The 15077-nt window shown below is 31.3% G+C and carries 10 protein-coding genes; 9 read left to right on the top strand and 1 reads right to left on the bottom strand.

The features are described from left to right. Positions 1–31: 31 nt before the first annotated feature. The 9 genes from HYG85_RS07035 to HYG85_RS06995 all read left to right on the top strand — a co-directional run bounded on the left by HYG85_RS07035 (position 32) and on the right by HYG85_RS06995 (position 13938). A complete protein-coding gene (locus tag HYG85_RS07035; RefSeq protein WP_212692876.1) occupies positions 32–3064 on the top strand; it encodes a glycosyl hydrolase 2 galactose-binding domain-containing protein in 3033 nt (1010 codons plus the stop codon). A 447-nt stretch (positions 3065–3511) separates the two neighbouring features. Next, positions 3512–4519 carry a LacI family DNA-binding transcriptional regulator gene (locus HYG85_RS07030; protein WP_212692875.1) on the top strand — a complete coding sequence of 336 codons (1008 nt, stop codon included), beginning with the start codon at positions 3512–3514 and terminating at the stop codon, positions 4517–4519. A 63-nt stretch (positions 4520–4582) separates the two neighbouring features. After that, positions 4583–6253: a ribulokinase gene (locus tag HYG85_RS07025; protein WP_212692874.1), complete on the top strand. Its 1671-nt coding sequence runs from the start codon at positions 4583–4585 to the stop codon at positions 6251–6253. A 153-nt stretch (positions 6254–6406) separates the two neighbouring features. Next, positions 6407–8128, top strand: coding sequence for an ATP-dependent metallopeptidase FtsH/Yme1/Tma family protein (locus HYG85_RS07020; protein WP_330619238.1), 1722 nt, complete (start codon positions 6407–6409; stop codon positions 8126–8128). A gap of 197 nt (positions 8129–8325) precedes the next feature. Then, positions 8326–9414, top strand: a complete 1089-nt coding sequence (locus HYG85_RS07015) for an AraC family transcriptional regulator (RefSeq protein WP_212692872.1) — start codon at positions 8326–8328, stop codon at positions 9412–9414. 92 nt (positions 9415–9506) lie between these two features. Next, complete coding sequence (locus HYG85_RS07010) at positions 9507–10163, top strand: Pr6Pr family membrane protein (protein ID WP_212692871.1); 657 nt, start codon at positions 9507–9509, stop codon at positions 10161–10163. A 369-nt stretch (positions 10164–10532) separates the two neighbouring features. Continuing rightward, positions 10533–10874: a PadR family transcriptional regulator gene (locus tag HYG85_RS07005; protein ID WP_212692870.1), complete on the top strand. Its 342-nt coding sequence runs from the start codon at positions 10533–10535 to the stop codon at positions 10872–10874. Next, entirely contained in the window at positions 10861–11487 is a 627-nt protein-coding gene (locus HYG85_RS07000; RefSeq protein ID WP_212692869.1) for a DUF2812 domain-containing protein, read from the top strand. The genes HYG85_RS07005 and HYG85_RS07000 overlap by 14 nt, the downstream gene beginning before the upstream one ends. 105 nt (positions 11488–11592) lie before the next feature. Next, positions 11593–13938 (top strand): S-layer homology domain-containing protein, encoded by a 2346-nt coding sequence (locus HYG85_RS06995; RefSeq protein ID WP_212692868.1) that lies wholly within the window; start codon positions 11593–11595, stop codon positions 13936–13938. 78 nt (positions 13939–14016) lie between these two features. Here the strand turns inward: HYG85_RS06995 and HYG85_RS06990 are convergent, their stop codons facing one another. Next, positions 14017–14919, bottom strand: a complete 903-nt coding sequence (locus HYG85_RS06990; RefSeq protein WP_212692867.1) for an AraC family transcriptional regulator — start codon at positions 14917–14919, stop codon at positions 14017–14019. Between the last annotated feature and the right edge of the window lie 158 nt (positions 14920–15077).

The raw sequence follows: 15077 nt of genomic DNA, 5'->3' as shown, positions 1-15077 counted from the left end.
TAATTAAGAAGATACATAGGAGGCATTTACTATGGCAAAAGTTGATGGATTCGCCAGGATTGCGTTAAATGGGATAGATAACAACAAAGAAGAATTAGAAGAAATAAAACCAGCAGGATTTGTAAAGGAATACTTTAAGAGTAGTGAAGATATGGTAAGTCCTATAATAGAAAAAAGTTATCAAGAAAAACTTGATGACTTCAGTAAAGGGATTGAAGAACTAAAACAAAGATATTTACCTTTCTTAGAAGACTATACGCCAAAACTTCAAATGGAAAGAGAACAATTTGAACTTAATGATTTTCAATTTCGTTATGAGGATGATGAAGATAAAAGAGATTTTACCAGAGTCCTAAATGGTGAAGGAGAATTCCAACAGGTAACTATACCTGACTACAAAGGTCCTATCGGTAAATGGACTGGATACTATAGAAAAGAATTCCAATGTGATTATGACACCAATACAGATGAAAGAATATATATTAGATTTTTAGGAGTAGATTATATTGCTAATGTATATCTCAATGGAAAATTCATTGGAAATCATGAAGGTTTCTTTGCACCTTTTGAGTTTGATGTAACAGATTATATTTACACAGATAAAAACAATACCCTAGTAGTAGAAGTTCAAAATGATGCACCAACCCTTGGTATAGACCTTGGCGATGGTAAAATAGATGGAGATAAGATCTATGCTGCAACTGGATATGGTTGGGATGATAGTGAAAAAGGATGGCATCATTGCCCACCAGGAGCTGGAATATGTCATAAGATCATTATTGAAAAAAGAAATAAGTATTTTATTAATGATATCTTTGTAAGACCAGATATTGATAAAAGTAAGGCTGAAGTATGGGTAGAAATATATAATACAGATTTTGCTAATGTAGAATTGAATCTAAAGATGTCCATTTACTCTAAGAACTTCAAAGGCTACGCAGACGAAAACATTGAATTTGAAATAGAGAAATGCGGACCTTATGTAAACTATTATAGAACAATAGTAGATATCAAGGATATGAAGATATGGGAATCTGAAACCCCTTATCTATACAAGGTAAGAATGGATTTATTTAAAGATGATAAATTGGTAGACCAAAAAGCTAGACATTTCGGTATGAGAAAATTTCATATGGATGAGACTGAAGCTGTTAAAGGAACTCTATACCTTAATAATGAAAAAGTAATCCTTAGAGGTGCCAACACAATGGGACATATGCAGCAATGTGTTTATAACGGGGATTTTGACTTATTGATCAAGGATATTTTAATAGCCAAGTATTGTAATATGAATTACTATAGATTGACTCAACGTCCTGTACAAGAAGAAATATACGATTATTGCGATTGCCTAGGAATGATGCTGCAAACAGACCTGCCATTTTTCGGATGGATAAGAAGAAATAAATTCTGTGAAGCCATCAAACAATCAGAAGAAATGGAAAGATTAATAAGAAGCCATCCTTCTAATATAATGGTTACATATATTAATGAGCCTTTCCCAGCATCATGGGGATTCAAAGGACATAGAAGCCTACTTAGAAATGAAATGGAAGAATTCTTTGAGGCGGCAAGCAAAGCTATTAGATTGAATAACCCTGATAGAGTAATAAAAAATGTAGAAGGAGACTATGACCCTCCTACAAGAACAGGATTATCAGACTTCCATTGTTATAACATGTGGTACACTAACCATGCATTACCTATAGGCAAGTTACATAAAGGATATCTACCAGCAATAAAAAAAGGTTGGAAAACAGGATGCGGTGAATACGGTACCGAAGGATTAGATCCTTTGGAGATTATGCTTGAAGACTATCCAAAAGACTGGATTCCTGATAATATTAATGACCAGTGGACTCCACAAGATGTTGTCAATTCACAATCATATACTATGCATGGAGATTGGTTTGAAGAACAAGACAATATAGTTGATTGGATAAAAGAAAGTCAGAAACACCAGGCACTTGCAACAAAACTTATGAATGATGCTTTTAGGAGAAGAAGTGATGTTCTTATATCAACAGCTGTACACTTATTAATAGATGCATGGCCATCAGGATGGATGAAAACACTTGTTGATTACAGAAGAAAGCCAAAACCAGCATATTTTACTTTCAAAGAAACTCTAGAACCTGTAAGAGTTAATCTTAGAAGTGATAAGTTCACAGTTTATACTGGAGAAGAGATAGAAATTGAATGCTTCACATTAAATGATACACCAAAGAAGATGGATGGCAAAATTATTATTACAATCAGAACAGATGAAGAAGAGATATGTTCATTTGAAAAAGAATTGACAATACAAGATTCCACTTCCATCTACTGTGGAAGCATAAAATTCGTAATACCTGAAATAAGCAATGAAAAAGAAGTTGTTCATATAGACTCTGTATTGATTAACAACAAAAATGAAGTTATAAACCAAGAAAGACTTGATCTAGTTGCAATGAACAGAGATAATACAAACGCAAAAGTCACTACCATTGGCTTTGATAAATCAATCGAGGAAGGACTTAACAAATTAAATCTTGAATCTGATAATGTTGCTAATAACAAATTTATTGTAATTGATAAAAATGATTTCGATAAGCAATATGAAAATATCATGAACAATGTAAAAAATGGTGGAAAAGCGTTGATTTCACTAAACGATATAAAAGAATGTAACATTGAAGGACAAAAATATGGTATCAAGATTCTAGGTGAAAAAGGAGCAGACTCCCAAACAGGAAAAGGACTTTTCTTTGTAGCAAGAAATGAAAATCATCGCTTTACAAAAGACAATAAAGATAAAGATTATTCATTCATGTACGATAAGAAAACCGATAGTTTCGATTTCATCACCGAAGATGGTATAGTGGGTGAAGTAGATGAACATATACTATTTACTTACAAGACGCCTGAATTCGGAATCAATCTAAAAGGACCAAAAGAAAAAGTAGGAATATTAAGCGAGAAAAAAATAGGCAAAGGAACCCTATATTTCTCAACCATAAAAATAGATAGATTACTAGGAGAGAATCCGTATCTAGATAAATTAATAAAAAGGATTATGAAGTAATTATCTAATAAAGATAACTATAATTCTTACTATTATATTAAAGCAAGTCAGAAAAATATCTGACTTGCTTTTTCACGCTTATATAAATATATAATCTTGTCAAATATAAAATAGCCCATATTTATGAAAATTAGAAGAAAAAGTATTTTGGATTATATTGAAGGGGACTTTAAGCAAAATAGTATATGTATATGTGAAGTAGTGAGGCAGGACGCCGAACCCAGCTTTTTGCTCATGGACGAGCAAGTAGCTGGCGAAACATATACATATACTATTTTGCAAAAACCACGTCAGAACAAAACAGTTTTTCTGACCGACTTACTTATAATTAATTGGAAAAAACAGTGAAATACAAAAAAAACTTGATGAAAATAAAATAATTTTATATAATATAGTAAACGATTACTATAGATTTGAAAATATAGAAGAAAATGATGGGATGATAGTATGGTCACTATAAAACAAGTAGCAGAAAAAGCAAATGTATCGACAGCAACAGTATCTAGAGTCATTAATGGAAACTATCCAGTTAGTGAAAAAGTAAAAAATAAGGTTATAGAAACTATAAAAGAATTAGGATATAGACCTAATTCAATAGCAAGAAGCCTTAAATGCAATAAAACCTATATGGTAGGAATGGTTGTACCAGATATCTCTAATAATTATTTCATGGATATCGCAAGAGGTGTAGAAAGTGTTATCAGCCCTCTAGGATATAGTCTTATCTTTTGCAGCACTGATGAAAATACAGACAAAGAACTAAGACTCTTGAACGCATTAAATGATAAAAGAGTAGATTACGTCCTGTTGGCATCAAGTACACAAGAAGACCATAAATTACAAAAATTCATTAACCAAGGTATGAACATAATTATGATAGATACAAGCCTGGAGAATCTTCAGACGGATAGTGTCGTAGAAGACAATTATAATGCCACATATAAATTGATTTCATATGTTATAGACCAAGGGCATAAGAGAATAGGTGCAGTAAACGGACTGCTAAGTGTTAGTACAGCAAAAGAACGTTATAATGGCTTCTGCAAGGCATTAGAAGACCATGACATATCTTTAGAACAATCATATATAGTAAATGGTGCTTACAACAGAAAGAAATCATACGAAGAAGTAAAATTAATGATTCAAAGAAATATGAATAAGCTGCCAACTGTACTATTCGCCGCCAATAATGATATGGCAGAAGGTGCAATGATAGCTTTAAAAGAAATGAATCTAAAAATACCTGATGATATATCACTAGTTTCATTTGGAGATATCAATCTAGCAGAATTGATTGAACCTAGATTGACTATTATATCTCAGAATGCTGTATTGATCGGTCAGAAGGCTGGAGAATTAATGCTGAAAAAAGTTTCTGGTAATAGTGAAAATAATATTACCAAAGTCACAATACCATCAGAAATCATCATAAGAAATTCCGTAAAATCAATTTGAAATTATATTTAATAATTATATAAATTATTTATTAATATAAAAAAATATTAGGAGGCTAACTAGATGGAAAAAAAATATTGTCTAGGAATTGATTACGGTACACAATCATGTAGAGCGTTATTGGTTGAAGTGGATACAGGTAATGAAATTGGGGACTATGAACAGTCTTATCCTCACGCAGTTATGGAAGAGGTATTACCAGATAATATAACTAAATTACCACCTGACTGGGCACTTCAACACCCAGAGGATTATTTATATTGTCTATCAACAGTTACAAAAGGGGTTTTGGAGAAATACAATGTAAATACAGAAGATGTAATTGGTGTAGGTGTTGATTTTACAGCGTGTACTATAATACCTGTTGACAAAAATATGGAACCCTTATGTTTTGATGAGAAGTATAAGAGTAATCCCCATGCATATGTTAAGTTATGGAAACATCATGCTGCCCAAAAATATGCTGACAAGATTAATGAAGTAGCAAAAAAAAGAGGAGAGACTTTTCCAAAGTTATACGGTGGTAAAATTTCATCTGAATGGCTTATTCCAAAAGTTATGCAAATCATTGATGAAGCTCCAGAAATCTATGAAGCAACGGACCAATTTATCGAAGCAGGAGATTGGGTAGTATATAAGTTAACTGGAGAGGTTAAAAGAAGTAGCTGTTTTGCAGGATATAAGGGGTTATGGCATAAGCGTAATGGTTATCCAACAAAAGAATTTCTAGGTGCAATAGATGAAAAATACAGAAATATGGTTGAAGATAAAATAAGTACAGATATTTACCCTCTTGGGGATAAAGCAGGTGAGATTAACCAAGTAGGTATGAATCTTACTGGATTAAAACAAGGAACAGCTGTTGCAGTAGCTATTATAGATGCACATGCGGCAGTACCAGCAGCGGGTATATGTGAAAAAAGTAAAATGCTGATGATTATGGGAACTTCCACCTGTCATATGTTGCTTAATAAAGATGAGATTATTGTACCTGGTATTGCAGGGCTTGTAGAAGATGGAATATTACCTGATTTTATAGGTTATGAAGCTGGTCAGGCATGTGTAGGTGATCATTTTGGCTGGTTTGTAAAGAATTGTATATCTGAAAAGTACATCAATGAATGTAAGGAGAAAGATATTAACATTCATACATTATTAACTGAAAAAGCTTCCAAATTAAGAGTTGGAGAAAGCGGATTAATAGCACTTGATTGGTGGAACGGTAATCGTTCGGTATTGGTTGATGCTGATTTGACAGGTTTAATTATGGGATGTACATTAACTACAAAACCAGAAGAAATATATAGGGCGCTTATTGAAGCAACGGCTTTCGGAACTAAGATGATAATTGATACATTCAAGGAATATGGTGTAGAAATAAAAGAATTATATGCGGCAGGGGGTATAGCCCAGAAGAACTCTTTGATGATGCAGATATATTCAGATGTAACTAACATGGATATTCATATATGTGATTCCAACCAAGCCGTAGCTCTAGGTTCAGCAATGTTTGGTGCAGTGGCAGCAGGTAGAGATAAAGGTGGTTACGATACAATTATAGAAGCAGTAGATAAGATGTCAAAAGTAAAAGAAGAATATTATAAGCCTATAAGAGAAAACAATGAAATTTATGAAAAATTATTTAATGAATATAAATTACTTCATGACTACTTTGGCAGAGGTGGAAATGACGTTATGAAGAGATTAAAAGATATTAAGTTATCCTACAAATAAATACTTGGTTAGCCTTGGATAAGTTTACATAATTTTATCGTGCTATTTGAGTGTTATATCCAACAATATACAGTATTTCTAAATACTTATAGTGGATTATTATACTTGTAACATGTATAATTATTATATTATGTTAACTTAGGGGTGAATGAAGTGAAAAATAAGAAGTTGGTTATTATAGTGATTAGCGTTCTTATATTGATAGCATCTGTTACAACGTTTTTATTAACTAAAAAAGAATATGAAGAAATGACATATAATGAGTTTGTTAACTATGTTGAACAAAGTTCCGTTGGGGAAGTAACTATAATTGATGATAACACGTTGTATGTTAAGTTGAAAGATAATGACAAAACAGTATATAAAGTTCCAAATCCCTTGAAGGATGGCTTCAAAGAATATCTGTTATTACAGGATATTAAAGTAGGAGCTGGAAGTAGTTCTGGGCTTGAAAAAACTTTTCAGACTGTTGGTGTTGGATTGCTTCTTATTGGAGTATTATGGTATATCAGAAAAGGTTCAGGCAATAACAAACAAGTCATAGTTGATGCCAATAAGAATAAGATAAATAATAACAATGTAGTCAATTTCAGCAATGTGGCTGGAAATGAAGAAGCAAAAGATTTAGTAGGAGATATTATTGATTTTATTAAGACACCTGAAAAATACTCTTCAATGGGAGCTAGAATGCCTAGAGGTGTATTATTATATGGTCCACCAGGAACAGGTAAAACCCTTATGGCTAAAGCTGTTGCTGGAGAGGCAGACGTACCTTATTATGCAGTAAGTGGTTCTGATTTTATACAGATGTATGTAGGGGTTGGTGCCAGCAGGATAAGACAATTATTCAAAAAAGCCAAAAAAAGCGAAAAAGCAGTTATTTTTATAGACGAGATTGATGCAATCGGTAAGACAAGAGCAGGTAAAGCTTCAGCAAGCAATGATGAAAGAGATCAAACATTGAATGCTCTCCTTACGGAGATGTCAGGTTTTAATGATAACGAGGGAATAGTGGTAATTGCTGCAACTAACCGTATTGATACACTTGACCCTGCATTACTTAGACCTGGTAGATTCGATAGACAGATTGAGATAGGGTTGCCAGACTATAATGCTAGAAGAGCTATAATATCTTTACATGCCAAGAATAAGCCAATTCATGATACAGTAGATATTGATAGTATAGCTAAGGATACAGTATATTTTAGTGGTGCCATGTTAGAAAATCTCATGAATGAGGCTGCTATAATTACAGCAAACAGTAATGAAAAAGCTATAAGAAAACAACATATAGACAAAGCTTTCTATACAGTTATAGCTGGTGCAGAGAAAAAGGATAGAAGTAATATTACTGATAAAGACAGACAGATAACTGCATATCATGAAGCAGGACATGCACTCATGACAAAGTTATTATTACCAGATAACATTATATCAAAAGTTACTATAATACCAAGTACCAGAGGTGCTGGTGGATTCAGTATGAGTATACCAAAAGATAAGATGTATCAGAGTAAAAAAGAAATTATTAGTAATATAAAAGTTTTGCTTGCAGGTAGAGTTGCTGAAGAAATCATTTTCGGAGAAGATGGTGTAACAACTGGTGCAAGTAACGATATTGAAAAAGCATCCAATCTTATAAAAGACTATATTGTAAAATATGGTATGGATGACAAGTTCGGATTATTCAATTTTGAATCAGCGAATGTTAATGATACAGCAATAATAGATCAATGTAGAGAAGAAATCAAAAAAGCGTATATAAGTGCAAAAGATACATTAGAAAAAAACAAAGAATATCTTAGTAGAATTGCAAGTATGCTTATTGAAAAAGAAACTATTGATAATAATGATATAGACGAGATTTGTGCATAGATTACGCAAGTATGAAATATTGCAAGATAATATTAAGTGAATTATGTAATCAGCAATGATATAGTCAATTAGTCATATGAATTTTCATATGGCTTTTTTTGTATTGATTTTTTGTATCTTGATGTTTTAAGACCTGTTTAATTTTAGTATAATAAATCTATGACAAAAGTTAAAACATATATAAGAAGAGGTGTGACATGAGCGTAAAAAGGATTTTAATAATATGTAATCTATTAAAGCAAGTTTTTGGAGTGGATATTGTTTATATAGAAGGGAATAAATGTTTTACCCTTAATGGTAACGAGGCAAATATTGAACAGGATATATATGATGTCAGTAAGATGGAATATGGTATGAATGAATATTATATTGATAATATAGATGATAAAAACTATTTGTATGTTAATGATGGGAGTGGTATAAAATTAGTTGTTGGACCGTTTCTGATAAGTAGTATAAATGATAGTGGAGAAAATGAAAATACTAAAATATTGAGTATTAGTGAAATTGATAATATTGCGGTGACAAGTATATCATTATTGAAAAACCAACAAATCGAGCAGATAAAATGTGTCAAGCATATAGATGACAAAGAAAAGCTTACAAGGATTAAGCCAGAGATAATACCATATTCAGAAGTGATAAATATGGTTTTTGAAATAGAGAAAGAATTATCTCATGCAGTACAGGAAGGGCGTACGTTTGAGGCTATAACACATATGGAAAAGCTCATGTCATTCAAATTAAATAAAGGATTAGACACCTTGGACCATTTTAAAAGATATGCTATGATTTTTAGTTCTAATCTTAGAAAAACTATTATTGCAGGAGGAGTTACACCAATAGAGGCTATAGGGATTAGTGATACATTTGTAAAAGATATCTCTGGTATATCCAGTATAGTTGAATTGAAGAAAAGAATCTATTTATTGGTAGAAGATTATTGTAAAGCTGTCGAGAGTTCAGGGTTTCCTGATTGCAGTAAGATAATAAAGGATATATGCCAATATGTAAAAGTACATTATGGAGAGAGTATCAGTACTAAGACCTTAGCGGACTTGTTCCATATTAATTCTTCACATCTTTCAAGACAATTCAAGAAGGAAGTGAAAATGACGGTAACAGAATATATACAGCATGTAAGAATAGAAGAAGCAAAGTTTCTTATAAAATTAGGTAAATATACTATGACTGAAATAGCGGGGTTAGTGGGTTTTAATGATTCTCAGTATTTTAGTAATGTTTTTAAGAAGGTAGAAGGGATAACTCCAAGAGATTTTAGTTGAACATGCAATAATTCTACAAGTTATGCATAAATATTAAAAGTATCTATTGAAATATTATAATATAATATCACTAAATGAAGAGGAGTGATATTATGAAGAAGATTGATAAGTTACTTATATATCGTATAGTTTTTGCGGTAATAGGTTGGATTGGATTATTTGGACATTTTATATTCAAGGTCATGAATAGAGGTGCTGGAACAAGTGTAGGTGGAGCTTTATTGGATTCGGTAAGTCATTATACTATTCAGACTAATATTTTAGTTTTGGTGTGGTTTACTATTGCTATTGTTGCTAGGTTGACTAATAGGGATTTTAAGATATTGAGTTCTTTTTATAAAGGTGCAATAACTTTGTATATATCTTTTACATTTGTTATTTATGCTGTATTATTGAGTGGATTGTGGGCGCCAGAGGGAATAGAGGCTTTGTTGGCTTTTATTAGTCATTATATTACGCCTGTGGCTTTTATGATAGATTGGGTGTTTTATGAATTTAAGGGACATAAGGAAGATAGGTATGAGTGGAGGAATGTTGTAAAGTGGTTGGTGTATCCTTTGGTTTATTTGGGGTATTTATTGATTTATGGGGGGATGACTGGAAGGTATTTTTATCCTTTTTTATATGTGCCTAAGATTGGTTGGGATGGATTAGTGGTTTCTGTTGTTGTTTTGTGTGGGTGTTATATTGTAGCTGGGGGAGTTTATATTGCAGTAGGTAGGGTTATTGGTAAAAGGGTGGATAAATGATTAAATAAAAAGTTTAGTGGACAACAAAGATGTGTTGAAACCATATATAATGATAATCACTCTCGTTACATTTGTTGCTTTTATCTGATTTGGAAGGAATGGCAACAAGCTGTAAAAATCGTTCTTATCATTATATATGGTTTATCTTATGGTTTGGCGCTCTGGAGTTTGGGTGTTTGAAGATATCTGACATTGGTTAGTGGTTGGGTATTTTTTCTATACCTAATATTCCTAAGGGAATTTATAGTGTTTTTTATAAAAAATGTTGACATATACAGTTCAACTGTATATAATTAGTTTGTACAGTTTAACTGTATAGTTTGGATATATAGTTTTGCTGTATAATAAGATATGGGAGTTTGATGATGGATGAAAAAGAATAAGGAGCTTCCTCTTACGGAGACGGTTTATTATATACTTTTGGCATTGAATGAGCCGGCTCATGGATATTTGATTATGCAAAAGGTGGAAGAGTTAAGTGATGGGCAAGTTAGATTAGCGGCTGGGACTTTGTATGGAGCCATTGAGAATTTATTGAAGTTAGGATTTATTATGCCTGTAAAGAGTGAGGATAAGAGAAGAAAGGTATATTTAATTACTGATAAGGGTAGAGAGATATTGCTTCTTGATTATAAGAGGATGCAGCATATTATAAAGATAACGGAAAGAAGTCTTGGGATGGGAGGTAGTGATACTGATGAAGAAATTTAAGATATTCGTGAATTTTGATAAGGAAGAAAAATGGTTGAATGAAATGGCTAGGAATGGATGGCAGTTGAAGGGGAAATCAACAAGATACAGATTTTGTAAAGGAGAGCCAGAGGATACGGTTATTAAGGTTGATTATAGAGTTTTTAATAAGAGGGATGCTTATGAAGATTATTTGATGTTGTTTAAAGATAGTGGTTGGGAACATATTTGTGGAAATCGTTCTTGTGGAGCTCAATATTTTAAGAGAATTGATGAAAGTAGTGATTCTGATATATTTTCTGATCTTTCATCAAAAGCTGGTAGATATAAAAGGTTATCTAATGTATGGATGTCTTTAGCAATGTGCTATTTGACTATTTTTATATCATTTTGCTTATCGAATACTATTGATATAAATGCACTTCTACACCCAAAGTTATTATATTATACACCAGGATTATGGGAGAGGTCGGGAGCAGCTTTTTGGAAAGCATTTCTTATTGAGACACCTATTGTACTATTAAGAGGTTTTATATGGTATTTAATTCCTGTTTTCTTTATAGCATTTGTTATTTTTGCATTATTATCGGAGAAAGAGTATAGAAAAATGAAAAAGGTTACTATAGCAAAATAAAATGTGAAAAATATTATAGTAAGAGTGGAACTTTTTACCAAGGACTTTCGTCTAACTAGGGATGGAAAAATTACGTAGTTATTTAAAATGTTAAGGAGGATATTTATGAGAAAAGTGTTGAAGAGAGTTATGGCAACCGTATTATGCATTTTAACGTTGTCACAAGGAATTTATGCTAATGAATTAGTTGCTGTGAAAGAAAAAGAAACGGATAGCAGCATATTGAAAGTGGATGAAATTGCAGAAATAGTAAAGAAAGAATTAAAAATAGGTAAAGAGTTTGAAGTAGAAGATTCAAGTTTGTCTACTGATGATTATTATCTTAAAAAAGTATGGAACTTAATATTTGAATCAGATGATAAGAATATTCAGGTTAGAGCTGATGCTGAAACAGGCAAAATCATCGAGTTTGAACATTGGGGTAGAAACGATGGTGAAGTTTTAAAATATACTAAGGACCAAGTCAAAAAAACAGCTGAAAAGTATATTGATGATAATTATGCTGATATAAAGAAGGAACTAGTTGAGATAGATGAAGATAAGTTCAATAGATATATTTCTTATTATGGAAGAGATAATTATGTATTTATTTATGCTAGAAAAATGAACAATGAAATATTCAAAGATAATTATATATCAATCTCAGTATCTGGAATAACTGGTGAAATCACTGGATTCAAGTTTGTTTGGGATGATAGTAAATACACTAAGAAAAATGGTGAGATCTCTGAAAAAGAGGCAAGAGCTATTTTTGAAAAAGAAGATGCACTGAAATTAAAATATATAAAAGTAAACAAAGAAGATGATAAAAATACTATATTAACTCTAAAACCTGTTTATTATTATGAGATGATGAATTCTGGTCTTCTTGATTCAGTATCAAAAAAATTCTACAATGTTGAAGACATATACTCATATAATGGAGATGAGATAGTTTATAATGGAGCAACAAAGAGCGAAAAGCAAGCTGATGGTCTAGATATGGGTAGAGAAATGATACCTGAAGAAGGTGCAATCTCTAGAGAACAAGCTCAAAAGACTATCTTAGAGAAAATATCAAAAATAACAGATACCAAGAATCTTGATATTAAACGTAGTAACTATCAAGGTTGGTATAATGGAATAAACGGTAAATTCTGGAATATGACTTTACAGAACGATGAAGATAACTTATATGTAAATGTAACATTAGATGCAGATTCTGGTAAGATATTAAGAATAAATTATAATAAACATTCTTACAGGAATGATGACTCAATCAATAGATTGAAATTAGAGTTAGCTTCTGGAGAATTGACAAAAGAAGATTTTGAAATGAAAGCAAAACTCATGTTAGCTGCAGGTGAAATAACAAAAGAGCAATATGACAATAGGTCAAAAGATATTGAAGAGAATGCTAAAATAGATACTGATGCTCTAAATAAAAAAGCGCAAAGTATTATGAGTGATATGTTCCCTAATATAGATAAGAAGGAATATTCTATTGATATAGAACCATCACAAGATGAAAAAGTAAAGGCATATGTAAAAGGTACAAGAGTAATTAATGATATTGAATATAGTAGAAATGGTTTTTCTATGGAATTTGATGTAGAGACTAAGGAAGTTGTAAGATTCTCATTTGACTGGTTCTACAATATAGAAGTTGAAGAACCAAAAACTATTATTGCTAAAGATAAAGCAAGTAAGATATTTTATGACCAAGTTGGTTTTGAGAAAGAGTTAATACAATTAAAAGATAAGGACAAAGAAGAAAAAGAAAATGTTTTATTACCATTAAAAGATTTAGCCCTAGTCTATAAATTGAAGCCATACAGATTCTCATATATTGATGTTGAAAATGGTAAATTATTAGATTATAGCGGAGAAGAATACAAAGATAATGATGAGGTGGAGTATTTTACAGATATAAAAGGTAATAAATATGAACAATCAATAAAACTTATGAACAAGATGGGATTCATAAGAGAAACTAACGATAAATTTTCACCTAATGCAACATTAACTAAAAAAGATGCAATCAAATGGATTGTTCTAACACTATCAAGACAATATGAGTATATACCAAGTGCTAAACGAAATTACTTTGGTAATGATGAAATCAGCTTCAAAGATATAGATGAAGATGATGAATATTATAGATATGTAGTTGATGCTGTAAGAATGAATATTATTGAAGATGGTAAGTACTTCAATAAAAATCATAAAGTAACTTTAATGGAAATGACAAAATGGATTATCAATGGTATGGGACAGAAAGATTTAGCTGAGTATACAGATATTTTTGCTAAAGAAGAAGGTGTAGCAAATGATGATCAAGGTTATATTGGATTAGCTAAATATTACAAACTAATTGAAAACACTGCTAATATCAAAAAAACTAAATCAAAAGCAGAGACAATTGATATTCTATATGATTTTATTGCTAATCTAGAAGAAAGTAATAAATAATTTTATGAGGGGAGTTAACTTAGGTTCATAAGACCTAAGGAAACTAAATATATAAAAAGAGAATAGACTTCATTTGGTCTATTCTCTTATATTATTTTTACGAAAGCTTATGGGGGAATATCCCGTAAGTTTTTTCATTTGTTTACTAAAGTAGTATTGGTCATTATATCCAATGACTTCTGATATCTCTTTAATGGTTAGGCTGCTAAATATGAGAAGTTGTTTAGCTTTCTTTATACGATACATATTAAGATATGTAATAATGCTTTTACCTGTATTGGACTTGAATATCTTGCTTATATAATCTTTACTTAGACCAATATAATTAGAGATTTCCTCAAGAGTCAATTTTTCATAATAATGGTGTTTGATATACTCAAGAATCAGGTTAGTAATATCTTTTTGAGTATTGATGGGTGGTTCCACATCTGGGCATATTTGTTCTAGGATACACTTGAAAAGTTGCAGCAAATAGATCTTGCAATCAAATTGCCAGTAAAAATGTTTTGACTTATAAGAATCGATTATTGACATATACAAGTGCTTTATTTTTTCAGGATTCTTGACTACTAGATAATCTGGGAACTCCAAACCATTGGATAATATGATATTAGGTCTGATTAAATAATCATCTGGCAGGCGATCGCTAAATAACAAATGACTTTTTTCAGTAAGATATTTATTAATGTGCTGATCTCCATCAAAATAGATGAAGTCAAAATGAATCCAATATATTTCAGGAGTTTGTTTTTTATCAAACCATAATCTAGTAGGGGTATTAGGTTTTACCAATACGAGGGTGCCTTTTTTTATATGTTTGTAATTACCTTTGATAGTCATATAGGCTTCGCCTTTATTACAGTAAAACATCTCATAATCGTAGATTTTACGCTCATGATCTGGCCAATTATCTTTTTGGAAACCAGCTTGTCGCACAAGTGGATTTATGTCATTCAAATCAACAATTATAGTCTTATCCATACCTATCACCTTTCTTATGAGATATCCTATTATTATAGCATAATCAATCTAGATATTTAAGAGAATTACAAGATTAGTCATAAAAATTAGAGTTACCTGTTTTTACCTTTTGAAGAACAACGGAATAGTACAAAAAATAATTGGATTATCTATTTTAT

The organism is Vallitalea guaymasensis (assembly GCF_018141425.1).
In the GTDB taxonomy this organism is placed as follows: Bacteria; Bacillota; Clostridia; order Lachnospirales; family Vallitaleaceae; genus Vallitalea; species Vallitalea guaymasensis.
Note: the sequence above shows the minus strand (reverse complement) of the source record. Positions and strands in the feature narration are given on the sequence as shown.

Coding starts and splice junctions, on each gene's coding strand:
- HYG85_RS06990 (WP_212692867.1), bottom strand. CDS start 14,919: ATGGATAAGACTATAATTGTTGATTTGAATGACATAAATCCACTTGTG.
- HYG85_RS07035 (WP_212692876.1), top strand. CDS start 32: ATGGCAAAAGTTGATGGATTCGCCAGGATTGCGTTAAATGGGATAGAT.
- HYG85_RS07010 (WP_212692871.1), top strand. CDS start 9,507: ATGAAGAAGATTGATAAGTTACTTATATATCGTATAGTTTTTGCGGTA.
- HYG85_RS07025 (WP_212692874.1), top strand. CDS start 4,583: ATGGAAAAAAAATATTGTCTAGGAATTGATTACGGTACACAATCATGT.
- HYG85_RS07000 (WP_212692869.1), top strand. CDS start 10,861: ATGAAGAAATTTAAGATATTCGTGAATTTTGATAAGGAAGAAAAATGG.
- HYG85_RS07005 (WP_212692870.1), top strand. CDS start 10,533: ATGAAAAAGAATAAGGAGCTTCCTCTTACGGAGACGGTTTATTATATA.
- HYG85_RS07030 (WP_212692875.1), top strand. CDS start 3,512: ATGGTCACTATAAAACAAGTAGCAGAAAAAGCAAATGTATCGACAGCA.
- HYG85_RS06995 (WP_212692868.1), top strand. CDS start 11,593: ATGAGAAAAGTGTTGAAGAGAGTTATGGCAACCGTATTATGCATTTTA.
- HYG85_RS07015 (WP_212692872.1), top strand. CDS start 8,326: ATGAGCGTAAAAAGGATTTTAATAATATGTAATCTATTAAAGCAAGTT.